Source organism: Buttiauxella sp. BIGb0471 (assembly GCF_024807715.1).
In the GTDB taxonomy this organism is placed as follows: Bacteria; Pseudomonadota; Gammaproteobacteria; order Enterobacterales; family Enterobacteriaceae; genus Buttiauxella; species Buttiauxella agrestis.
In genome coordinates this window covers 326,433-348,927 of sequence record NZ_JANUEU010000004.1, presented here as the reverse complement: position 1 = coordinate 348,927, position 22,495 = coordinate 326,433, and the positions used below count along the sequence as shown (strand labels likewise).

The window sequence follows — 22,495 nt, the reverse complement described above, 5'->3', positions numbered from 1 at the left end:
CCTTTGATGAAATTTCTCGTGCCAACTTGACGTGCCAGATAAAGAGACAATAGTTAATTCAGGGCTATCCGCAAGCCTGCCAAAAACACAAAAAAATATCGCCGGATTTGGCTCTTTCCTGGAGTCGCTTTAATGAATAAAAACTTTAAACGCAGTGGTCGCCGTGTCACTTTCTCCACGGTGCTGGTTTTGTGTTGCCTGCCCTATGCTACGAATGTATTTGCCTGGCAACAAGAGTATGTCGCCGAAGAAACTTCAGGCGAAGCGCAGGATCGTTATACCTGGGACAGTAATCACCAACCAAGTTATAACGATATTCTCGCAGAAAGGATTAATTCTTCATTTACCTCCCAAAACCAGGAGGGGCTGATGCTCGTTTCTGGTAACGACAGTGTTAACGCTGATAGCTCACATTTGGGTATCGGCTGGAATATCTCTTTGCCTGGAAAAATAACCACCGGGCCGACGGCAAAATATCGTTGGGATGGCTCGTCTACCGGGATTTATAACGAATATGGCGACTCCGCCGTTGCCGCGCAATTTACCGATCAACTCTGGCACGCCAGCGTTTCTACTGTGGGCTGGCGGGTAGATTCGTCGGTGGGTTATCTGCGTCCGTGGGCACAGCTCAGTTACAACCACCAATATGGTGAAAATCAGTGGAAAGCGCAGTCCGGGATGCGATCTAACGTTGCGAACGGACAGGATGCGAGCTGGATGGATGTGACCGTGGGGGCGGATATGCCGATTGGTAAAAATATGGCAGCGTTTGCTTCTATGTCACAAGCGGAAGGTTTAGCCACCGGCGAAGCCTATATTTATAATGTGGGTGTGAGTGCCCGTTTCTGATCATTAATTTAACCTTGAACCTGTATATTTAACATCTGATGCTCAATGTTTACGGGCGTCAGGTTGATAGTAATCACTAACAAAACGGGTTGTTCAATCCCCGTCCAGGTCATTCATACCCTCTCAGATGCATTTCATTCCGGCTTGAGTGCAACTCATGCCTTTTTCTCCTGGAATAAAATGCACTTCGTTACTCTTGGCAGCAGAAGATTTCTCTTAAATTTTGCGGACATCTGCCATGAATAATGCCTCCTACAACCGTACTCGCTGGTTAACTCTGATCGGCACCATTATTACCCAGTTTGCCCTGGGTTCCGTTTATACCTGGAGCCTGTTTAACAGCGCGCTTTCGCAAAAACTGGATGAGCCAATCAGCCAGGTCGCGTTCTCCTTCGGTTTATTAAGCCTGGGTCTGGCGATTTCCTCCTCTGTTGCGGGCAAATTGCAGGAACGCTTTGGTGTCCGCAAAGTCACCATGGCGGCGGGTGTGTTGCTGGGTGTCGGTTTCTTCCTTACCGCTCACTCCAATAACTTGTTGATGCTGTGGCTCAGCGCTGGTGTGCTGGTCGGCCTGGCCGACGGCGCGGGTTATCTGCTGACCCTTTCCAACTGCGTGAAATGGTTCCCGGAACGTAAAGGTCTGATTTCTGCATTTGCCATTGGTTCTTACGGTCTCGGCAGCCTGGGCTTCAAATATATCGACAGCCATTTGCTGGCAACCGTCGGCCTGGAAAGTACCTTCATGATTTGGGGTGGTCTGGCGATGGTGATGATTCTGCTGGGTTCCATGCTGATGAAAGATGCGCCATTGCAGGAAGTGAAATCCGCAAACGGTGTAGCTGAAAAGGACTACACCCTGGCAGAATCTATGCGTAAACCGCAGTACTGGATGCTGGCAGTAATGTTCCTGACCGCCTGCATGAGTGGCCTGTATGTGATTGGTGTGGCGAAAGATATTGCGCAAGGCATGGTGCATTTAACCGCTGAGTCTGCGGCGAATGCGGTAACGGTTATCGCGATTGCTAACCTGAGCGGCCGCCTGGTGCTGGGTATTCTGTCCGACAAAATTGCCCGTATCCGTGTTATTACCATCGGCCAGGTTATTTCTTTGGTGGGCATGGCAGCGCTGTTGTTCGCCCCTCTTAACGAAGCGACTTTCTTTGCAGCGATTGCCTGTGTGGCATTTAACTTCGGCGGCACTATCACCGTTTACCCTTCACTGGTAAGTGAGTTCTTTGGTCTGAATAACCTGACTAAAAACTACGGTGTGATTTACTTAGGCTTCGGTATCGGCAGCATTTGCGGTTCGATTATCGCGTCTATCTTCGGCGGTTTCTATGTGACCTTCTGCGTCATCTTCGCCCTGCTGATTTTGTCTCTGGCGATTTCCACTACCATCCGCCAGCCAGCGCGAGAAGTTTTGCAGAAAGTCCACGCTCACGCTTGATAGCGAGTCATTAATGCCGCAAACCATGCCGCCGGGACGTTATACGGCGGCATCATTAATTGTGAAATACCCTGCTCAATAATGTTCTCGGCCTGACCTCTCAGGAACTCATTTCCCCGTTGTAATCCCGCCAACTGAATCCGTTTCTCGATTAAATAGACACGCGCAAAATGCGGGTCGTAGCGCAAAATCTCACGGGTATTATCAATGATGTCAGCGAGCTTAATGGTTTGCGCTTCACCGCTGGCATTGGCGGTGTGCAGGAAATGGGCACGCTTGCGATGCATGCGGTTGGTGCCGGGGAGTTGTTCCGGGTTGGTGACCATGGCGACAAGCGCTGCGACGTCGGGGCCAAAGTGCTCTTCAATATCAAGTATCGTGGAGCCGGTGTCTTCCACCGTATCGTGTAGCCAGGCCGCTGCGAGCACCTCTTCAACAGGGCAAACTCCCCTGACCAGCTCAACCACGGCGGCTGGATGGACAATATATGGCTCAAGCGTATATTTGCGGCGCTGATCGCAAGCCGCATGTGCCTTTGTTGCATACCGACGGGCGCGTTCTTCCAACGATTGCATGTTTTTCCCTCAGCATTAACAACATTATTTAATATGCTTATAACATCGTTGCGGCGTATTCAGCCGTTCGGCTTCAAGTTGTGTAAACAACGGGCCAGATCACGCTTTTTGCCGATACTTTTGACCTTCCCTATGTTCTACTAATCCGCGCTAAATCGGCTAAGAATCGTCCTGATTCAGACACTATTTTTTATTGCTCAGAATTTTCCAGGTAATGTGGAGTCTGAGTGATGCTTATAACTTTTTCTTTTTGCGCTTTATTTTCGGACACCCTGCATGAACTACGTTAAATCGATGACGCAGCAGAAGCTCAGTTTTCTGTTAGCGGTCTACATCGGCCTGTTTTTAAACCTGTCAGTTTTTTACCATCGTTTTGAGGGATTTGTTCAGAACTTTAATGGTCTGTCAGGTATTTATATGGTGGCGGAAGTGGTGGCTTGCGTACTGGTCACTTTCTTTTTATTCCGCATGTTATCGCTGTTTGGGCGCACCGCCTGGCGCATATTATCGACGCTAGTGGTGCTGTGCTCTGTCGCCGCAAGCTACTACATGACGCTACTCAATGTGGTTATCGGCTACGGGATTATTGCCTCGGTGATGACTACCGATATCGACCTTTCGAAAGAGATTGTCGGCTATCAGTTCGTATTATGGCTCATTCTGATAAGCGCCGTACCGTTGGTACTTATCTGGACTAACGCCGCAAGCGATACGCTTCTTAAGCAGCTCAAAACCCCTGGCCAGCGCTTTAAAAATGTCGCTATTGTGCTGCTCGCCGGGCTAATGGTGTGGGCGCCGCTCAATTTACTGGGCAAACAACAAAAGAATTCAGAAAGGCGCACGACCGTAGATATGCCAAGCTATGGCGGTGTGGTGGCCAACTCCTATTTACCCTCTAACTGGGTTTCAGCATTAGGGTTGTATGCCTGGGCGCAAGCCGATGAGTCCACCGATAATCGCTCTTTGATGAACCCGGTAAAACAGTTCACTTATGTTGCGCCAAAAGAGCTGGATGATACCTACGTGGTGTTTGTGATTGGCGAAACCACTCGCTGGGATCACATGGGGATTTTAGGCTACGGGCGAGATACAACACCGAAACTGGCTAAAGAGAAAAACCTGGTCGCATTCAGAGGCGAATCTTGTGATACCGCCACAAAGCTTTCGCTGCGCTGCATGTTTGTGCGTGAAGGTGGGGCGGAAGACAACCCGCAGCGTACGTTAAAAGAGCAAAACGTTTTTGCTGTGCTCAAACAGTTGGGCTTCTCATCAAACCTTTTTGCGATGCAAAGTGAAGTGTGGTTTTACGGCAACACGATGGCAGATAACTTCTCATATCGTGAGCAAATTGCTGCCGAGCCGCGTAACAGTGGCAAACAAGTCGATGACATGCTGCTGATGGAGGAGATGAAGCTTTCCGTTGATCAGCATCCCAAAGGCAAGCATTTGATTATCCTGCATACCAAAGGCTCGCACTTCTCGTATGTGCAACGTTATCCACGTAGCTATGCGAAGTGGACGCCAGAGTGTGTCAGCATTGCTAACGAGTGCAGCAAAGAGCAGTTGATTAACGCCTACGATAATACGGTGCTGTATACCGACTCCGTGCTCGAGCGTGTTATTGACCAGTTGCGCGACAAGCGGGCAATTATTTTCTATGCCGCTGACCACGGTGAGTCCATTGATGAGCACAAACATCTGCACGGTACGCCGCGTAAAATGGCACCACCAGAGCAGTTCCGTGTGCCGCTGTTAGTTTGGGCGTCTGATAAATACCTGGAAAACCCAGACCGCGCGCGCGAGTTTGCCCACATGCAAGAACAGGCAAAAATGAAAGTGCCGCATCGCCACGTGGAATTGTATGACACCATTATGGGTTGCCTGGGCTATACCTCACCAGACGGCGGTATTAACCAGAATAACAACTGGTGCCATGTGCCAAAGACGGCCGCGAAGTAACCATTTCGCTACAAATGCTGGATTTTAAAACAAACGGACGTGATTTTTACTTTCAGGGATTGACGGCTAAAACGGTGCGCAGTACTATGCGCTCCGCATTCGGCGAGTAGCGCAGCTTGGTAGCGCAACTGGTTTGGGACCAGTGGGTCGGAGGTTCGAATCCTCTCTCGCCGACCAAATTTAGAAAAGGCCAACCTTCGGGTTGGCCTTTTTGCATCTGTAGTTTAAAGAGGATGAGAATCTCCGAAGGAGGTTTGAGCCGAGCGCAGCGAGACAACGTTGCTTTAGCAACGGCCCGAAGGGGAATAATCCTCTCTCGCCGACCAAATTTAGAAAAGGCCAACCTTCGGGTTGGCCTTTTTGCATCTTGAGTTTATGAACTTGTAGGTCGGATAAGCGCCAGCGTCATCCGGCAAATTAGTTGATGTCGAATACCGTAATCTTGCCAAAATATCCGCTTCATCGCGCAACGCCTGCCTTTATATTATTTTGTGACACATTCCATCGTATTTTGTTATGGAAAATAGCGGACTAATACCCCGTTGCTTATGTTTCAGACCAGCATGATTCGCTGTGAGAGACTTAGATCACAAAATGAATCGTTCAGATAATCAGCATATGACAAGAAATTTTTCAAAAATCGCGCAACCGATTACCGCTATCGGTTGCAAATTAAGCAGTGTAATATTCTGGTAACAACCCCGTAGCATAAATTTCCCTGCTGGAAATGGTACGGCAGGCTTTTTTTAAACTTTGTTCGCCAATTCTCACCTCGGTTGTAAATCCCCGTTACCTATATTGACGTTTAACTCATCTATTGACAGATTGTAGGGCGTGAGGGGCAATTTATGGACAGTCCGCACTATCACACAGCTAGTCTGACGAAAGGAATCCCTGGCCTCACTTCCGCCTCCGGGCACACCGAACGGACCGCACACAAATAACAAAGGTCTAACGGAAAAAAAACAACACGACAAATGTCCCTTAACAATTTCCTGAAGCAGCCCATAACGCTGTAACCGGAAAATAAAAGGGAACATCACAATGGAGCAGAAGAATGAGTCTTTCCTTGAAGAAGTCAGGGATGCTGAAATTTGGTCTGAGCCTGGTGGCACTGACCGTAGCAGCAAGCGTTCAGGCAAAAACACTGGTTTATTGCTCAGAAGGTTCCCCAGAAGGTTTTAACCCGCAGCTGTTCACCTCTGGTACCACGTACGATGCCAGCTCAGTGCCAATCTATAACCGTCTTGTCGAATTCAAAACGGGCACCACTGAAATCGTTCCAGGCCTTGCTGAAAAGTGGGAAGTGAGCGAAGACGGTAAAACGTATACCTTCCACCTGCGTCAGGGCGTGAAGTGGCAGGATAATAAAGATTTCAAACCAACACGCGATCTGAATGCTGATGACGTCGTGTTCTCGTTCGATCGTCAGAAAAATGCAAACAACCCGTACCACAAAGTTTCTGGCGGCAGCTACGAATACTTTGAAGGCATGGGCTTGCCTGACCTGATCACCGAAATTAAGAAAGTGGACGATAAAACCGTTCAGTTCGTACTGGCGCGTCCAGAAGCACCATTCCTGGCAGACCTCGCGATGGACTTCGCATCTATTCTGTCCAAAGAATACGCTGACAATATGATGAAAGCCGGTACGCCGGAAAAAACTGACCTGAACCCAATCGGTACCGGTCCGTTCCAGCTGCTGCAATACCAGAAAGACTCCCGCATTCTCTACAAAGCGTTCCCGGGCTACTGGGGCACCAAGCCGCAGATCGACCGCCTGGTCTTCTCCATCACTCCTGATGCATCCGTGCGTTACGCTAAATTGCAGAAAAACGAGTGCCAGGTTATGCCGTATCCAAACCCGGCTGACATCGCTCGCATGAAGCAAGATAAGAACATCAATCTGATGGAACAGGCTGGCCTGAACGTGGGTTACTTGTCCTTCAACACCGAGAAGAAACCGTTTGATGACGTGAAAGTGCGTCAGGCGCTGACTTACGCGGTGAACAAAGAAGCGATCATTAAAGCGGTTTATCAGGGCGCAGGCACTGCGGCTAAAAACCTGATCCCACCAACCATGTGGGGCTACAACGATGACGTGAAGGATTACACCTACGATCCTGAGAAAGCAAAAGCGCTGCTGAAAGAATCCGGCCACGCTGACGGCTTCACCGTTGACCTGTGGGCAATGCCAGTACAACGTCCGTACAACCCGAACGCTCGCCGCATGGCTGAGATGATTCAGGCTGACTGGGCGAAAGTCGGCGTGACCGCCAAAATCGTCACCTACGAGTGGGGCGAGTATCTGAAGCGCGCCAAAGCGGGTGAGCACCAGGCTGTCATGATGGGTTGGACTGGCGACAATGGGGATCCGGACAACTTCTTCGCTACCCTGTTCAGCTGTGCTGCGGCGAAAGACGGTTCTAACTACTCTCGCTGGTGCTACAAGCCGTTTGAAGACCTGATTCAACCTGCGCGCGCGACTGATGATCACAACAAACGTATCGAGCTGTACAAACAAGCTCAGGTCGTGATGCATGACCAGGCTCCGGCGCTGATCGTTGCTCACTCCACGGTATACGAGCCAGTACGCAAAGAAGTGAAAGGTTACGTGGTTGACCCATTGGGCAAACACCACTTCGAGAACGTGTCAGTAGAATAATTTTCTGACTTTAAGCCCGCCCTCATCCCGACCTTCTCCCCCAGGAGAAGGCGTAAAATCCCCTCTCCCTCAGGGAGAGGGCCAGGGTGAGGGCGGTGTCTTTTGATATGTGAGCAATACAGACGAAGAGTCACCAGGCTCTTGGTCACTACAGAGAATACGGGTTATGTTGCAGTTCATCCTCCGACGTCTGGGATTAGTCATCCCCACGTTTATCGGTATTACCCTTCTTACCTTCGCTTTCGTACATATGATTCCCGGTGACCCGGTGATGATTATGGTGGGCGAGCGCGGTATCTCTCCTGAACGTCATGCTCAGTTGTTGGCCGAACTTGGCCTCGACAAGCCATTGTGGCAGCAATACCTCCATTACATTTGGGGTGTGATGCACGGCGACCTGGGCATTTCGTTAAAAAGTCGTCTCCCGGTCTGGGACGAGTTCGTGCCGCGCTTTAAAGCGACCATGGAACTTGGCGTTTGCGCGATGATGTTCGCCGTTGCCGTGGGCATTCCGGTTGGCGTTTTGGCTGCGGTTAAACGCGGTTCTGTGTTCGACCACACTGCGGTAGGCCTCGCGCTGACCGGCTACTCCATGCCTATTTTCTGGTGGGGTATGATGTTAATCATGCTGGTTTCCGTCTACTGGAACCTCACCCCCGTCTCCGGGCGTGTCAGCGACACGGTGTTCCTCGACGACACCTTGCCGCTCACCGGCTTCATGCTGATAGACACCGCGATATGGGGTGAGCCGGGCGACTTCATCGATGCGATGGCGCATATGGTGCTGCCAGCCGTGGTGCTCGGCACGATTCCGCTGGCTGTTATCGTGCGTATGACCCGCTCGTCCATGCTCGAAGTGCTCGGCGAAGATTACATCCGTACCGCTCGCGCTAAAGGGTTGACCCGCATGCGCGTTATCGTGGTTCATGCTCTGCGCAACGCCATGTTGCCTGTCGTCACCGTTATCGGCCTGCAGGTCGGTACGTTGCTGGCGGGTGCGATTCTGACGGAAACTATCTTCTCCTGGCCGGGCCTTGGCCGCTGGTTGATTGATGCATTGCAACGTCGTGACTACCCGGTAGTACAGGGCGGCGTATTGTTGGTCGCGACGATGATTATCCTCGTGAACCTGATCGTCGACTTACTGTACGGCGTGGTGAACCCGCGTATACGCCATAAGAAATAAGGGGCCATCATGACGCAAGTAACTGAAAACAAAATGGTAGCGGCGCCAGTTCCAATGACGCCATTCCAGGAATTCTGGCACTACTTTAAACGTAACAAAGGGGCGGTCGTCGGCCTGGTGTATGTCACCGCCATGATTTTGATCGCTATTTTCGCTAACGTTCTCGCGCCGCACGGCCCGGCAGAACAGTTCCGTGATTCACTGCTGAACCCGCCAGTGTGGCAAGAAGGCGGAAGCTGGCAGTTTATCCTCGGCACTGATGACGTTGGCCGCGACATCATGGCTCGCCTGATGTACGGCGCACGTTTGTCGCTGCTGGTCGGCTGCCTGGTGGTGGTGCTGTCGCTGGTCATGGGCGTGATTCTTGGCCTGGTTGCGGGCTACTTCGGCGGCCTTATCGACAACATCATCATGCGTGTTGTCGATATCATGCTGGCTCTGCCAAGCCTGCTGTTAGCGCTGGTACTGGTGGCCATTTTTGGCCCGTCGATAGTCAACGCTTCGTTGGCGCTTACCTTCGTAGCACTTCCGCACTATGTGCGACTGACGCGCGGTGCGGTGCTGGTGGAAGTGCATCGTGATTATGTGACGGCCTCTCGTGTGGCGGGGGCAAGCCCGATGCGCCAGATGTTCATCAACATTCTGCCAAACTGTCTCGCACCGCTTATCGTGCAGGCTTCTCTTGGCTTCTCTAACGCCATTCTCGATATGGCCGCTCTCGGCTTCCTCGGCATGGGTGCGCAACCGCCAACACCGGAATGGGGCACCATGCTCTCCGATGTGTTGCAGTTCGCCCAAAGTGCCTGGTGGGTGGTCACCTTCCCTGGTGTCGCCATCCTGCTGACGGTGCTGGCATTTAACCTGATGGGTGACGGGCTGCGTGACGCGCTCGATCCTAAACTCAAGCAGTAAAGGGCTACGTAATGGCGTTATTGAATGTAAATAAATTATCGGTGCATTTCGGCGACGAAAAGACACCATTCCGTGCCGTAGACCGCGTGAGTTACAGCGTAAATCAGGGCGAAGTTGTCGGTATTGTGGGTGAATCTGGTTCCGGTAAATCCGTCAGCTCGCTGGCGATTATGGGGTTGATTGATTACCCAGGCCGCGTAATGGCGGAAAAACTGGAATTTAACGGCCAGGATCTGCAAAAGATTTCTGAGAAAGAGCGTCGTAACCTGGTCGGCGCCGAAGTGGCGATGATCTTCCAGGACCCGATGACCAGCCTCAACCCTTGCTACACCGTTGGTTTCCAGATTATGGAAGCCATCAAAGTGCACCAGGGCGGCAACAAAAGTACCCGTCGTCAGCGTGCTGTCGACCTGCTTAACCTGGTGGGCATTCCCGATGCGTCTTCGCGTCTGGACGTTTACCCGCACCAGCTTTCCGGCGGTATGAGCCAGCGCGTGATGATCGCAATGGCGATTGCCTGTCGCCCTAAGCTATTGATTGCCGACGAACCGACTACCGCGTTGGACGTGACCATCCAGGCGCAAATCATTGAGCTGTTACTGGAACTTCAGCAAAAAGAGAACATGGCGCTGATTCTTATCACCCATGACCTCGCGCTGGTGGCTGAAGCGGCGCACAAAATCATCGTGATGTACGCAGGCCAGGTAGTGGAAACGGGGGCTTCGCACGATATCTTCCGTGCGCCACGCCACCCGTACACCCAGGCGCTGCTGCGTGCGCTGCCTGAGTTTGCGCAGGATAAAGCACGCCTGGCTTCACTGCCGGGTGTGGTTCCGGGCAAATACGACCGCCCGAACGGCTGCCTGCTCAATCCACGCTGCCCGTATGCGACCGACAAATGTCGCACGGAAGAACCAGAACTGAACATGGTGGATAACGGGCGTCAGTCCAAATGCCACTATCCACTCGATGATGCCGGGAGGCCAACGCTATGAGTACCGAAAAGGCCACTGCGCAACCTCTGTTGCAGGCCATCGATCTGAAAAAACACTATCCGGTGAAGAAAGGCATTTTCGGTCAGGAACGCCTGGTGAAAGCGCTGGACGGCGTATCGTTTGAACTCGAACGTGGCAAAACGCTGGCGGTAGTGGGTGAATCTGGCTGTGGTAAATCCACGCTGGGCCGCCTGCTGACGATGATTGAAATCCCGACCGGCGGTGAGCTTTACTATCAGGGCCAGGATCTGCTCAAGCCTGACGAAACCGCCGAAAAGCTGCGTCGCCAGAAAATCCAGATCGTGTTCCAGAACCCGTACGGCTCTCTGAATCCGCGTAAAAAAGTGGGGCAAATTCTTGAAGAGCCGCTGCAAATCAACACCAGCCTGAGCAAAGCCGAGCGCCGTGAAAAAGCGCTGGCGATGATGGCGAAAGTTGGCCTGAAAACCGAGCATTACGATCGCTACCCGCATATGTTCTCCGGCGGCCAGCGCCAGCGTATTGCTATCGCCCGTGGCTTGATGCTCGACCCGGACGTGGTGATCGCCGATGAACCGGTATCCGCACTCGACGTTTCCGTGCGTGCGCAGGTTCTGAACCTGATGATGGATTTGCAGCAGGAAATGGGGCTGTCGTATGTGTTTATCTCCCACGACCTGTCCGTGGTGGAACACATCGCCGACGAAGTGATGGTGATGTATCTGGGGCGCTGTGTAGAGAAAGGGACGAAAGATCAGATCTTCTCAAACCCGCGTCACCCGTACACGCAGGCGCTGTTATCTGCCACACCACGCCTGAATCCAGACGATCGCCGCGAGCGCATCAAACTCACCGGCGAGCTGCCAAGCCCGCTGAACCCACCTCCGGGTTGCGCGTTCAACGCCCGCTGCCGCCGTCGCTTTGGGCCGTGCACGCAGTTGCAACCGCAGCTTAAAGAGTACGGTGGCCAACTGGTGGCGTGTTTCGCTGTTGATCAGGATGAGAACGGGGAAATTCGGTAGCGTTTTGTTTCAGGCCTTCTTTTGTCATAGGAAGGCCTGAGACAATAAAATACGCTTCGGTTGATAATGCTATTTCATTTGGAATGAATAACTATTTAATTTATTGCCCGTATCTTGAATCGTATCCCATTGTGCAATATGCTCTTTTTTCACCGGAACACAACTTCTCGCTACAGTTTTTAGATGTTGCAATGAAAGATCATTATCTCCAAAAATTTTGTCAAAATTCTTTTTCAAAAATTTATTTTTAGTTTCGACAACAAATTCGGGGCACAGCAAAACAGATTCACCTAAGGAGAAAAGACTAGTCCCTTTCAAATAAAATCTTTCGGCGTCATCTCCTTCTATATGTGTCCATACGGGGGATGGGAACATAGAAGGAGAATAATATGGTTTAGCTATTACATATATATGTTGCGTTTCATCTATAATCCCTATGTTTTTAAATGCTCCGAAGCAAATAAGACTTACTAAATTTGGCATTAAGAATAAAACAAAGATGAAAATAGTTGTAGAAGTGATTAACATAGCTCTGAGTTTTTTAAATATAGATGTTCCTGCCATTGATGAAGAATAAAGAAATACAGCAGGCATCAGTGACAGTATAGATATTAAAGCAGACAATACAAGTGCATATAATACCCCGCGAGTTGTATACGCGCTTCCAAACTTAAATATAAGAGATAAAGGGAAAACTACTGTTGCTCCGGAAAATGCAACCATAAATATGGTTGCGACCCTCTCTTTACAGAAGTACTGGCGCTTTACCCAGTTGTTTTTTGAGTAAAAATAATGAGGTTTATTTTTTTTAGTCGAGATTAAATGGGTAAGGGTAAATGAAATTATACATAAAGAAGTAAATAGAATTATGAATGTGTAATCTTTAATTAATATCGGTATGTAATCTAACCATGAAATAACAGATAGAAAAATTAGTGTTGAAAGTGAGGAGGCGATAGCTATTAATGGTATTCTTTTTACGTTTAATACTTTGTTAAAGCTAGATGTTTGGAAAGAAAAGTATAATTGACATAGTAGCATGCTTGGTATGAATGTAATTATTGAGAATGAAATGGATAACAATATGAAGGAAATAAGAGATGCAAATAAATAATATTTATTTTGCAGTGATGTGGTAAATAAACTGAGCCTGCCTAACTCATTTAGATAAAACCAAATGACATAACAACTAGTAAAAAAATATATTGGGGTAAAACTCAAAACTGCTTTCACCAAAGGAAAACTATTTTTTTCAGGTGCGGTAATAAAATTACTTTCCATGTAAAAACCTCGTGTCAAAATTCAATTTAATATCATTGTTTTTGAGATAAACGCTCCAACTCTTGTCGCCCAAGTGTTTTCAACCAATTTCCCAAACTCATTCCAGCCTCTTTCGCTGCAATTTCAAATTGAGATTTCAGCTCTGGTGTGATGCGGATCTGAAATGTTGGAGATTTACCGAATTTGGACTGAATTGAGTCTTTTTTTATCGTTGACATGTACGTACCTCCAAGCATAATAAGAGCTATTCAGGTACGTACCATTATATAGGGAAACCTGAAAAGATCGCCCCCGCCAGGTATTGGCGTACCAGACGAGGGCTAACCACAAACGTTAACTGTTAAGGAGTAACGCTATGGCTAACGCCGATAGTAACACATTCGCTCGCCCTGAAATCGAGCCTGCAATCACCACATTGTTAAAAACGCCGCTGGGTGCAACCCACGATCTCTTCCAGTTGCTCAATCAATGCCAGCGATATGTTGATGGGTTGATAGAAAACGATAATCACGTTGAATGCATGGCGCTATGTGGGCGGTTACTGGCTGGATTAAACGTCCTGAAATTCACTTTAAAATCCCCATTGCCGGAATACTTCATCGAAAGTCTGACAACAGACATGACAAAACCAGACGACTACCGGTGCCCACTTTCCACCGATTCAGAAACCTTATGCGAATACTGCGCGTCACTCACCATGCTGCTTTTGAATCAGCAGGAATCGCCGGAGCAGGTGGAAAAGATTACCGGAATGCTGTTTGAGATGGTCAATGTGTTGGCGGAAGATTTAAAAGCACCGCGCTTTATGCGAACTGAATCCGGATTGGTGATGATCGGCGGCGAGGCAGTGCCGGGTATTCACTAGATTTTCATTGCATGGATAAGCTTTGTGCAATCCATCCGTAAAATCTCATCCGTTACAACCCAAATCATGTTAATTCATATTTGGGTGATTTTTTAATGCTTTCATACATTTTATCGATGGCACGTTACGCAACAAATCTGCTCAATTTCAGTGGTTTATTATCCATTCCGCACTGCTTCCAAAAAGGATTTTTTATGGGATGGGATAAACACGCTGCTGCAACTTACGCACGCCAACATGCTGGCAGTTCTTCGCATAGTCGTTGCGCTGAGTTTACGCGTATAGCAATCAATGCAGGTGGTGGGGGAATTAGTAATACTCGGCATGCAAAAGACTATGGCTCAGTTTTAGAGGCTGCCGGATTTCACCATTGGCCAGGGCGAAAACCTAAGAGAAGGGGATGTAGTAATTATACAACCCTATACTGGAGGTAATCCTAGTGGGCATATGGCAATTTTTGATGGTACTAACTGGTATTCCGACTTCCGGCAGCGTGATATGTGGGCCGGGCCGGGTTATCGTTCAGCTCGCCCTGCTCATAAAATTTACAGGAAAAACTAATGCGCGCTCTTTTGCTGATTTTTTGCATGACTTTGGCGAGTTGCACTGCTCATATTGAATCGCCTGAAAATCGAGTGGAGCAATTCTACCTTTTCTATCTGAATGCCTTTGTCAGTAATAATCACCAGGACGATCTTGATTCAGCCCAGATGCGTGATTTTGTGGCAAATGACACGCGACTCAGACTAAAAGAAGTTATGTCTATCTATGAGCAGGAGATCATTGGCGCAGACTATTTCACATACGCCCAGGATTATGCGCCGGAGTGGATGGCTGGTCTAAAAATTGGTAAGTCCCAGGACTATATGGGGGGGGAGGCTCTTGAAGTGCGGCTGGGTTGCGAGGGTGGGAAAAGTTATCCACTGAAAGTGTATCTGCGGCTCGAAGAGGGTAAATGGAAGATTTACCGCGTAAGGGCTGGGGATGGGTATGAACAAGATATTTTCGACGATAAAGCAATCGCTGCAGCCAGGGCTTATGCTGCAACGATAAACGACTAAAAAAATAGTCGTAGGATGAATAATCCCGCCGCCGCTTTGGGCCGTGCACGCAGTTGCAACCGCAGCTCAAAGAGTATGGTGGCCAGCTGGTGGCGTGTTTTGCTGTTGATCAGGATGAGAACGGGGAAATTCGGTAATTCAGAACGCCCTCACCCTAACCCTCTCCCCCGGGAGAGGGGATAAAACTGTTTTCTCCTTCTCCTGGGGGAGAAGGTTGGGATGAGGGCGACCAATGCTTAACCCTTCGGCTCGATCCCTTTCTTCTTAAAAGCACCGCGCTTCGTGCGAATCGAATCCGGACTGGTGATGATCGGCGGCGAGGCAGTGCCTGGCATCCACTAAGTTTTCGTAGGGCGGATAAGCTTGCGTCATCCGCCTTCACCACACTCCCATGCTTCATTTTTGTATCCCCAGCCTCGCTGATGTAGATTACAAGCCGAGAGACACGAAGGAGCACCCCTTGAACACACAAAATTCCACTCCGCTTGGGTTTAGCTGGGATTCCAGCGTATTACCGCAGGTTAATCCGGGTACTATACGTCGGGCATTGGCTATTTATCTGCAACAGTTAACCTCATTCGTGTGGGACGCTGCAAAGCTGGAAAATAACCCGTTCACGTTTGTTGAAGTGCAAACACTTCTGGACGGTGTCACCGTCGGAGGACATAAGTTATCCGATGCCGAGCAGGTCACGAATCTTGCCGACAGCAGTAAAAAGTTGGTGGAATTAGTTAAGGCAGAACGCTTCGACCTGGATAAGCCAACAATCACTCTTTTGCATAGCATCGTTGCTCGTAATGAAGCACTTGAATGGGGAGTGTTTCGCGGCGAAGGCGAAGAGACGAGTTATTCTCCTTACGTTGCTTTAGGTGAGCAAGGCGAGCACCGCCCATTGCCGACGTTAACGGGTGCTCCTGAATTAAACCGTGTCTATTCTGAAGGTGTGGAATTTATAAAGACATTGCCGCCATTTGAAGGAGCATTAACGATGTTTCTTTTCGGTGCATTACAGCAGTTCTTTTTTGACGGTAACAAACGCACCAGTCGCCATATGATGAACGGCTGGTTAATGAAGCATGGATATGATCCGATAAGCGTTCCAGCCGCGAGAGCTCAAGAGTTTAACGACAAAATGGTGAGCTTCTATGTCAGTAAAGACGCGACGGAAATGTTGGTATTCCTCAATAGTTGTCGTCGTACCTGATCGTTTTAAATTTAGTCGCGACCTGGGTGTTTGGCGGTCGCGACATTAGGAATAAAACTCTTCTTTGCACCCCAATATATTCACCACCTAAATACCAAAACAACTTTTTACTTTTCCAGGTGCTATTTGCCACACAAACCCCATGGAAATATAAACCTCAAATTTAATGTTAATTTTATCCGCGAAATATTCAACTTGGCCAAATTCTATTTATGTGTGTGAAATCACAAACAAAAGCTGCTACCTTTTGATGGTTAGTATTAAATAGCGCTTAATTACAAATCTAATCATCTTCATGCTTAGATGGGTATTGATAAGAAAAAAAGATGGAGAAAAGGCCGCTGCTGCCTATATATTGGCTTGAAATGCCGTTGTTTTATCTGCAAAAACAATAATAAAAATAGTGATGATAACCCACCGCAATTAATAATGATTTATGAAGTCAATAACACTAATTAATGACTGGAAAGGCCTTCCTAAGAGTATTGGTATAAACTTTGAATCAATTCACATCTCTAAAACGCATGTCCTATAAATCATGAGTGTCGCAATGAAAAATTATGATGATTTACAGCGATTCAAGGATAAGACCCGCACAGGCGCTATCGAATTCAAGGATATGTCGGCGCAAAACAAACACTCAGATACCAGTAATTGGGCCATCATCAAGCAGTTAATGAATACTGGAGATGACGACTCCGTGTTGTCTCATGCCGGAAGCATTGCGGTGCCAGCACCCCAGGCTGTGAAGGCGGATGAGTTTGATGCCAGCCATTTCAGGCCGTTAGCCGCTCAACCCATCTCGAGTACGGCGGCGCAAGGGTCTATTCTGGATAGCCTGCAAAGTGCACTGCCCGAAACTAAAACTGCGGCTTTTCAACCTGGGCAAACGCAGCACACCACCGCAACTCTGTTTGAACAACTGGCACCGGTCGCCACCGCGCCAGAAGCGGCTGTCGAGCCGATTCCGCACCCTATTCCAGAACCCGTAAAAGACACCGTGAAACCTGCTGTGGTATCAGCACCGCAGGCCTCTGCACCGGTAACAACCGAACCCGTGCGTTTTGACAAACTGTTCGCCGCCAAAGGGAATACGGCGCGGAGTCATCCCGCCAAAGACTTACCGCTGCAACCGTTGCTGGAGATGATTGCGTCATGCCGCTAGTGTGTGTTTGCTCGCCAAAAGGCGGAGTAGGGAAAACCACGGTTACTGCCAATCTGGCGTATGCGCTCGCGCGTGCGGGTAGCAAGGTTTTAGCCATTGATTTTGATGTGCAAAATGCGCTGCGCCTGCACTTTGGCGTGCCGTTGTCTGATGGACGGGGTTATGTCACAAAAGCGATTGAATCGGCAGACTGGAGCCAGTCAGTTTTAACCGCTGGCAGCAATATGTTTGTGTTGCCGTATGGCGATGTCACGGAAGATCAGCGTCTTGAGTTTGAGCATCTTCTGGCAACCGACAGCCACTTCCTGATGCGCGGATTAAGCACATTGCTTAACTATCCCGGCTTGGTGATTATCGCCGATTTCCCACCTGGGCCGAACCCGGCGCTGAAGGCCGTATCGCGCCTGGCTGATTTGCATCTTGTGACGATGCTGGCGGACACCGCTTCGCTTTCGCTGTTGCCACATATTGAAAACCATCGTTTGATTGGCGAGCCGTTAAATAATAAAGCGGGATATTATTTTGTTCTCAACCAGAGCGATAACCGCCGTCATATAAGCCGCGACGTCACCGCATTTATGCAGCAGCATCTTGGCGATCGTCTGCTTGGTGTTATTAACCGTGACGAAAGTGTGGCTGAAGCAAATGCTTCTCAGCAATCAATATTCGATTTCAGCCCTGCTTCTGCTGCGGCTTTTGATATTGAACTGATCAGTAAACGAGTTGCAGCTATTCTCGGCATAAAAATTGGTGATGGTGCGGTTCACACCGCCTTGAGAACGTCAAATTTCTGACATTTATCCAGGATGTCCTATGAAAAAGGTCCTGTTTTATTTACTGCTATTGGTGTTAGCGCCAATAGCAGTCCTGATCATCATTACGCCTATGGACAGCCAGAAGCAGTATATCTTTGGCTTTATTAGCCTTGCGATTCTGTTTTTATTAGGCTTCAGCAAAAAGCACAGCGTCTCGATAATCATGATGCTGGTCTCGGTTTTGATGTCGACGCGTTATATTTATTTCCGTGCGACACAAACCCTGCACTTTAATTCTGAAATAGAAGCCATTCTTGGCGTAGGGTTATTTTTAGCTGAACTTTATATCTGGGTCGTTTTATTACTGAGTTATCTGCAAACCGCTTTCCCATTAAAACGGGGAATTGTGCCGCTGCCGGATGATACTTCGACCTGGCCGACGGTGGATGTTTACGTCCCCAGTTATAACGAAAGCCTCGAAGTGGTGCGCGATACCGTGCTGGCTGCGCAATGTATCGACTACCCGCGCGACAAGATTAAAATCTACCTGCTCGATGATGGTAAACGGCGTGAATTTGCGGTGTTTGCCGCAGATGCGGGCGTGGGTTACATCACGCGTAACGATAACTCGCATGCTAAAGCCGGGAACCTCAACCACGCCATGAAACTCACCAAAGGTGAGCTGATCTGCGTGTTTGACTGCGACCACGTCGCCACGCGTATTTTCCTGCAGGCAACCGTCGGTGCGTTCCTGCAAGACCCGAAACTGGCGCTGTTGCAGACTCCGCACTATTTCTACTCGCCCGATCCGTTCGAGCGTAACTTATCCGGCGGGAAAAACATTCCCAACGAAGGCGCGCTGTTCTATGGCCCGATTCAGCAGGGTAATGACAACTGGAACGCGACATTCTTCTGTGGTTCCTGCGCAGTGATTCGCCGTAGCGCTCTCGAAGAAATCGGTGGTTTTGCGGTAGAAACCGTTACCGAAGATGCGCATACCGCGTTGAAAATGCAGCGCCTTGGCTGGAAATCCGCATTCCTGGATATCCCACTGGCGGCGGGCCTGGCGACTGAGCGCCTGGTGCTGCACGTGATTCAGCGAACCCGCTGGGCGCGCGGCATGACGCAAATATTCCGCCTCGATAACCCGTTATTTGGCCGTGGCCTGAAATGGCAGCAGCGTCTGTGTTATCTCAACGCGATGCTCTATTTCCAGTTCGCCTTGCCGCGCGTGGCGTTTGTGACTGCACCGCTGGCGTATTTGCTGTTTAACCTGAACATCATCCACTCCTCGGCGAGTCTGATTTTTGCTTACGCGCTTCCGCATCTGATATTGAGCATTTACCTCAACTCACGCATGAACGGGCGCTATCGCTACAGTTTCTGGGGTGAGATTTACGACATGGTGATGGCTTTCCACCTGGTTCTGCCGACGGCCGTCACGATGCTGTTCCCGAAACGCGGCAAATTCAACGTGACCGATAAAGGCGCGCTATTGAACGTCGGATACTTCGATTTCAGCGTCGTGCGCCCGCATATGATTGTTGCGGTCTTACTGGCCGTCGCGGTGATCGCTGGGATCGTGCGTGCCTGTGCGCATGACTATTTCGGCGTGGATCCTAACGTTATCGCGCTCAACGTCGGCTGGGGTTTATACAGCCTGGTGTTCCTGCTGGCGGCGATTGCCGTCGCTCGTGAAACGCGTCAGACCCGTAAAACCATTCGTATTGATGTCGATATCCCGGTGGTGATCCACTACGCCAGCGGGATTTCATCGCGCAGTAATACGCTCGATTTGTCGATGGGCGGCTGCCGAATTGCGGTGCCGGACGATCGCCATCTCACCGATGAAATTGAAGAAATTGAGCTGCAACTGAAGTCCGGCTCCATCAGTATTCCGGTGCAAGTGATTGCCAACGACGAACAGGCGATTCGCCTGCAATTTGAAGAGATCCCACTCGACCGTCGCCGTGAACTGGTGCGCGTGGTTCTGGCGCGTGCTGATGCCTGGATTCACCCACCGAAGCCGCAGGATAACCCGTTCCGTTCCCTGCTTATCATCATCCGTTGTGTGTTTGACTTGTTCTGGCTGACCTGGAAATCACGTCGCGAAAACCGCCGTCTGCGCCAGGAAGAAGCGAAGCGTATGGAAAGTGCCAGTGAGGACAACGTGACATGAAACGGATGACCGTTAAAGTTTGCCAGTTATTGCTCGCGTTAAGTGTTTTAAGCTCGCCCGTTATGGCAGAAGACACCGCGACGGTAGAGTCACAAATTCCGCTGGATTTACCGGCACCGGACGCCACATCTACTACGCCAGAAGCGACACCCGATTCTGTACCTGTGCCCCAAACGCCACCGATGCCAGATTCGGTTCATGTGGCGGAGCCGACTCCGGCACCGTCGTCGCCATCGGTCTTCACGCCGGGCAACGTCAGCAGTATTACCGTGGCGCAAATGGGCCAGCCGCGCGGCATCATGCTCAGTGGCGGCCAGTTGCAGGCGGGGATCGACTTTACGTTGCCCGCAGATCAGGTCATCACCAACGCGCAACTGCTGCTGAATCTGAAAGTGTCTCCGGCGATGGCGGCACGCAACACCACATTGCAGCTGATGATGAACGGTCAGCCATTGGGGACGGTGCCGCTAGGTTCTGCGGACAGCGATGTCTCGAATTACCAGCTGGACATTCCGGCGGCGATGGTGGTGTCGAGCAACAACATCAGCTTTAAAATCAACGATGGCGATGCGTTACTGTGCCTGCGTGACCTGTCTGATAAATACCAGGTCACGATCATGCCGACCACGCGTCTGGATCTCGAAGGCCAGCAGTTGAATATCGGTGCTGATCTCAGCCATTTCCCGCGCCCTTTCTTTGACTCAATGCAGATGACTCCGGCTTCTGTGGCGTTTGCCTTCCCGGCTAAAACGCTGCCTGAGCAGGTGAGTGCTGCGGCCCTGGTGGCGTCCTGGTTGGGGATCGAAGCGGATTACCGTGGGATTTCCTTTAGCGCGCTGCACGACAAACTGCCCGAGAAAAACGGCATTTTGTTTGGTAAACCGGGCGACCAGATTGGCGGCCTGACGCTACCAGCCACGCAAAAACCGATGCTGCAAATCATCGATAACCCCGGCAACCCGGTTTATAAACTGCTGTTGGTGGTGGGGAATTCAGATCAGCAACTGCGCGCGGCGGCGTGGCGTTTAACTCACGGTAAATTTGACGGGCAAACCGCCAGCACCGCCGTTGAAAACCAGGTGATTCCGGTGAGCAAAGCGTATGACGCGCCGCGCTGGATTTCTACCGAACGCCCGGTGCGTTTAACTGAACTGATGCGCAAAGACCAAAGCCTGACCGCAACGGGGATCTGGCACGAGCCATTAAGCGTTGCCTTCCGCGCCGCGCCGGATTTGTTCTTGTGGGATGGCGACACGATCCCGATGAAAATCGGTTATCGCTTCCCAACGGAAAACTGGATAGACGAGGAGCGCTCATACCTTTCCATGACCTTCAACGGCACGTTCCTCAACAACCTGCCGGTGAACAAGCAGGGGGCGCTGGAAACGTTGTGGCGCAAAGTGGGCGGCGATGCACGTCAGGAAAATTACAACCTCGCGCTGCAACCGTATCTGATTTACGGCGACAACCAATTGTCGCTGTACTTCAACATCCAGACCAAAGAAACCGCGCCGTGTAGCGTGCTGCTTAATAACAACATTAAGAGCCGTATCGACGATGATTCCTGGATTGATTTGAGCAAAACGCGCCACTTCTCGCTGCTGCCAAACCTCTCCTATTTCGTTGGTGCTTCGTTCCCGTTCTCCCGCTTTGCGGATTACTCGCATACCGTTCTGCTGCTGCCTGAAAACCCAGGTGAGACTGAAATCAGCACCCTGCTGAATATGGCGGCACGTTCGGGTAATGCGACCGGGACATCGCTTAACAACAACGCGGTGATGTTCGGCCTGCCGACCGGTGGCGCGAACTTGCAACGCCTTGAAGAAAGCCATGTGCTGGCGGTTTCGACCATCAATCAGAATGCGTTCAACCGCACGTTACTGGCGCAGTCGCCATTTACCAGCAATGAGCATTCGTTCGGCGTTCGTGAACGTTCAATTTGGCAAAAAATTCAAAGCTGGATAGAAGGCGACTGGGGTTCGACGGGTATCGCCGCTGACCGTTATTTCTCATCTAACGAAGCGTGGCGCGGGTTTGTGAGTTTCCGCTCGCAGTGGAACCCCGATCGCGTAGTGGTGATGGCGATTGGCAGTACCGACGAACAACTCTCACGGCTTCAGACGGATCTCAGCTCGGCCCGAATCAACGCCAGCATTCGTGGCGATGCGGCGATCATTACCGATGAAAACGGGGTTCGCAGCTTCCGTGTCGGCCAGCAGTTCCCGAGCGGCCAAATGCCGTGGTACATGATGGTGGTCTGGTACGCTAACCAGCACTCCGCCTTCCTGGCCATTTTAGGTTTGTTGTTCGCCACGGTAATCGGCCTGAGCTTGTATGCCTTACTGAAAAAACGCGCACAAAAACGTCTTAATCCACAGGATGATGGTAAGTAAAGG

At 50.2% G+C, this 22,495-nt stretch carries 18 protein-coding genes, 1 tRNA gene, 1 other RNA gene and 2 pseudogenes; 19 read left to right on the top strand and 3 right to left on the bottom strand.

All coding sequences use genetic code 11. From position 1 onward, the window contains the following. The first annotated feature begins 132 nt into the window (after positions 1 to 132). Together M2371_RS15450 and M2371_RS15445 are read left to right on the top strand one after the other, a co-directional pair. A complete protein-coding gene (locus M2371_RS15450; RefSeq protein WP_034499715.1) occupies positions 133 to 849 on the top strand; it encodes an autotransporter domain-containing protein in 717 nt (238 codons plus the stop codon). A 238-nt stretch (positions 850 to 1,087) separates the two neighbouring features. Then, a complete protein-coding gene (locus tag M2371_RS15445) occupies positions 1,088 to 2,296 on the top strand; it encodes an MFS transporter (RefSeq protein WP_172892870.1) in 1,209 nt (402 codons plus the stop codon). Here the strand turns inward: M2371_RS15445 and M2371_RS15440 are convergent. Continuing rightward, positions 2,287 to 2,871, bottom strand: a complete 585-nt coding sequence (locus tag M2371_RS15440; RefSeq protein WP_172892871.1) for an HD domain-containing protein — start codon at positions 2,869 to 2,871, stop codon at positions 2,287 to 2,289. The two genes, M2371_RS15445 and M2371_RS15440, sit on opposite strands and share 10 nt — an antisense overlap. A 276-nt stretch (positions 2,872 to 3,147) precedes the next feature. On the opposite strand from M2371_RS15440, the gene eptB reads away from it, so the two are divergent. The 8 genes from eptB to dppF (M2371_RS15400) all read left to right on the top strand — a co-directional run bounded on the left by eptB (position 3,148) and on the right by dppF (M2371_RS15400) (position 11,589). After that, a complete protein-coding gene (gene eptB / locus M2371_RS15435) occupies positions 3,148 to 4,830 on the top strand; it encodes a kdo(2)-lipid A phosphoethanolamine 7''-transferase (RefSeq protein WP_172892872.1) in 1,683 nt (560 codons plus the stop codon). Between the two features lie 100 nt (positions 4,831 to 4,930). Continuing rightward, positions 4,931 to 5,007 (top strand) — tRNA-Pro (locus M2371_RS15430). Between the two features lie 35 nt (positions 5,008 to 5,042). Then, a non-coding RNA gene (locus M2371_RS15425) (RtT sRNA) lies at positions 5,043 to 5,156 on the top strand. Positions 5,157 to 5,887: 731 nt separating this feature from the next. After that, the gene (dppA, locus tag M2371_RS15420) at positions 5,888 to 7,495 is read left to right on the top strand and encodes a dipeptide ABC transporter periplasmic-binding protein DppA (protein WP_172892873.1); all 1,608 of its coding nucleotides are present in this window, start codon (positions 5,888 to 5,890) and stop codon (positions 7,493 to 7,495) included. A gap of 166 nt (positions 7,496 to 7,661) precedes the next feature. After that, positions 7,662 to 8,681: a dipeptide ABC transporter permease DppB gene (gene dppB, locus M2371_RS15415; protein ID WP_034499688.1), complete on the top strand. Its 1,020-nt coding sequence runs from the start codon at positions 7,662 to 7,664 to the stop codon at positions 8,679 to 8,681. A 9-nt stretch (positions 8,682 to 8,690) separates the two neighbouring features. After that, positions 8,691 to 9,593: a dipeptide ABC transporter permease DppC gene (dppC, locus tag M2371_RS15410; protein WP_034499686.1), complete on the top strand. Its 903-nt coding sequence runs from the start codon at positions 8,691 to 8,693 to the stop codon at positions 9,591 to 9,593. Positions 9,594 to 9,604: 11 nt separating this feature from the next. Further along, positions 9,605 to 10,588 (top strand): dipeptide ABC transporter ATP-binding protein, encoded by a 984-nt coding sequence (gene dppD / locus M2371_RS15405; RefSeq protein ID WP_034499682.1) that lies wholly within the window; start codon positions 9,605 to 9,607, stop codon positions 10,586 to 10,588. Next, positions 10,585 to 11,589, top strand: a complete 1,005-nt coding sequence (gene dppF, locus M2371_RS15400; RefSeq protein ID WP_034499679.1) for a dipeptide ABC transporter ATP-binding subunit DppF — start codon at positions 10,585 to 10,587, stop codon at positions 11,587 to 11,589. The genes dppD and dppF (M2371_RS15400) overlap by 4 nt, the downstream gene beginning before the upstream one ends. A gap of 69 nt (positions 11,590 to 11,658) precedes the next feature. Here the strand turns inward: dppF (M2371_RS15400) and M2371_RS15395 are convergent, their stop codons facing one another. Next, entirely contained in the window at positions 11,659 to 12,870 is a 1,212-nt protein-coding gene (locus tag M2371_RS15395) for a hypothetical protein (RefSeq protein WP_259268102.1), read from the bottom strand. A gap of 32 nt (positions 12,871 to 12,902) precedes the next feature. Further along, positions 12,903 to 13,088, bottom strand: coding sequence for a type II toxin-antitoxin system HicB family antitoxin (locus M2371_RS15390; protein ID WP_259268101.1), 186 nt, complete (start codon positions 13,086 to 13,088; stop codon positions 12,903 to 12,905). Positions 13,089 to 13,225: 137 nt separating this feature from the next. Between M2371_RS15390 and M2371_RS15385 the strand changes: the two genes are divergently transcribed. The 9 genes and pseudogenes from M2371_RS15385 to bcsB all read left to right on the top strand — a co-directional run bounded on the left by M2371_RS15385 (position 13,226) and on the right by bcsB (position 22,492). Continuing rightward, positions 13,226 to 13,735, top strand: a complete 510-nt coding sequence (locus M2371_RS15385; RefSeq protein ID WP_259268100.1) for a hypothetical protein — start codon at positions 13,226 to 13,228, stop codon at positions 13,733 to 13,735. A gap of 194 nt (positions 13,736 to 13,929) precedes the next feature. Next, positions 13,930 to 14,296, top strand: a pseudogene (locus tag M2371_RS15380) (hypothetical protein). Then, complete coding sequence (locus M2371_RS15375; RefSeq protein WP_259268099.1) at positions 14,296 to 14,796, top strand: YbjP/YqhG family protein; 501 nt, start codon at positions 14,296 to 14,298, stop codon at positions 14,794 to 14,796. The pseudogene M2371_RS15380 and the gene M2371_RS15375 overlap by 1 nt, the downstream one beginning before the upstream one ends. 26 nt (positions 14,797 to 14,822) lie before the next feature. Continuing rightward, positions 14,823 to 14,933: pseudogene (dppF, locus tag M2371_RS15370) on the top strand (dipeptide ABC transporter ATP binding subunit DppF); the annotation flags it as partial. 323 nt (positions 14,934 to 15,256) lie between these two features. Continuing rightward, positions 15,257 to 16,000 (top strand): Fic family protein, encoded by a 744-nt coding sequence (locus M2371_RS15365; protein WP_259268098.1) that lies wholly within the window; start codon positions 15,257 to 15,259, stop codon positions 15,998 to 16,000. Between the two features lie 550 nt (positions 16,001 to 16,550). Beyond that, positions 16,551 to 17,165 carry a cellulose biosynthesis protein BcsO gene (bcsO, locus tag M2371_RS15360; protein ID WP_259268097.1) on the top strand — a complete coding sequence of 205 codons (615 nt, stop codon included), beginning with the start codon at positions 16,551 to 16,553 and terminating at the stop codon, positions 17,163 to 17,165. Continuing rightward, positions 17,156 to 17,959 carry a cellulose biosynthesis protein BcsQ gene (bcsQ, locus tag M2371_RS15355; protein WP_034499666.1) on the top strand — a complete coding sequence of 268 codons (804 nt, stop codon included), beginning with the start codon at positions 17,156 to 17,158 and terminating at the stop codon, positions 17,957 to 17,959. Before bcsO ends, bcsQ begins: the two co-directional genes overlap by 10 nt. 19 nt (positions 17,960 to 17,978) lie before the next feature. Then, positions 17,979 to 20,099 (top strand): UDP-forming cellulose synthase catalytic subunit, encoded by a 2,121-nt coding sequence (bcsA, locus tag M2371_RS15350; RefSeq protein ID WP_172892876.1) that lies wholly within the window; start codon positions 17,979 to 17,981, stop codon positions 20,097 to 20,099. Continuing rightward, positions 20,096 to 22,492, top strand: coding sequence for a cellulose biosynthesis cyclic di-GMP-binding regulatory protein BcsB (gene bcsB / locus M2371_RS15345; protein ID WP_259268096.1), 2,397 nt, complete (start codon positions 20,096 to 20,098; stop codon positions 22,490 to 22,492). The genes bcsA and bcsB overlap by 4 nt, the downstream gene beginning before the upstream one ends. Positions 22,493 to 22,495: the final 3 nt, after the last annotated feature.

What these genes read in the sequence shown, in the direction of transcription:
- dppB (WP_034499688.1), top strand. Translation starts at nt 7,662, where the DNA reads ATGTTGCAGTTCATCCTCCGACGTCTGGGATTAGTCATCCCCACGTTT.
- bcsA (WP_172892876.1), top strand. Translation starts at nt 17,979, where the DNA reads ATGAAAAAGGTCCTGTTTTATTTACTGCTATTGGTGTTAGCGCCAATA.
- dppF (WP_034499679.1), top strand. Translation starts at nt 10,585, where the DNA reads ATGAGTACCGAAAAGGCCACTGCGCAACCTCTGTTGCAGGCCATCGAT.
- M2371_RS15445 (WP_172892870.1), top strand. Translation starts at nt 1,088, where the DNA reads ATGAATAATGCCTCCTACAACCGTACTCGCTGGTTAACTCTGATCGGC.
- dppD (WP_034499682.1), top strand. Translation starts at nt 9,605, where the DNA reads ATGGCGTTATTGAATGTAAATAAATTATCGGTGCATTTCGGCGACGAA.
- M2371_RS15375 (WP_259268099.1), top strand. Translation starts at nt 14,296, where the DNA reads ATGCGCGCTCTTTTGCTGATTTTTTGCATGACTTTGGCGAGTTGCACT.
- M2371_RS15440 (WP_172892871.1), bottom strand. Translation starts at nt 2,871, where the DNA reads ATGCAATCGTTGGAAGAACGCGCCCGTCGGTATGCAACAAAGGCACAT.
- bcsQ (WP_034499666.1), top strand. Translation starts at nt 17,156, where the DNA reads ATGCCGCTAGTGTGTGTTTGCTCGCCAAAAGGCGGAGTAGGGAAAACC.
- bcsB (WP_259268096.1), top strand. Translation starts at nt 20,096, where the DNA reads ATGAAACGGATGACCGTTAAAGTTTGCCAGTTATTGCTCGCGTTAAGT.
- dppA (WP_172892873.1), top strand. Translation starts at nt 5,888, where the DNA reads ATGAGTCTTTCCTTGAAGAAGTCAGGGATGCTGAAATTTGGTCTGAGC.
- M2371_RS15390 (WP_259268101.1), bottom strand. Translation starts at nt 13,088, where the DNA reads ATGTCAACGATAAAAAAAGACTCAATTCAGTCCAAATTCGGTAAATCT.
- dppC (WP_034499686.1), top strand. Translation starts at nt 8,691, where the DNA reads ATGACGCAAGTAACTGAAAACAAAATGGTAGCGGCGCCAGTTCCAATG.
- bcsO (WP_259268097.1), top strand. Translation starts at nt 16,551, where the DNA reads ATGAAAAATTATGATGATTTACAGCGATTCAAGGATAAGACCCGCACA.
- M2371_RS15450 (WP_034499715.1), top strand. Translation starts at nt 133, where the DNA reads ATGAATAAAAACTTTAAACGCAGTGGTCGCCGTGTCACTTTCTCCACG.
- M2371_RS15385 (WP_259268100.1), top strand. Translation starts at nt 13,226, where the DNA reads ATGGCTAACGCCGATAGTAACACATTCGCTCGCCCTGAAATCGAGCCT.
- eptB (WP_172892872.1), top strand. Translation starts at nt 3,148, where the DNA reads ATGAACTACGTTAAATCGATGACGCAGCAGAAGCTCAGTTTTCTGTTA.
- M2371_RS15395 (WP_259268102.1), bottom strand. Translation starts at nt 12,870, where the DNA reads ATGGAAAGTAATTTTATTACCGCACCTGAAAAAAATAGTTTTCCTTTG.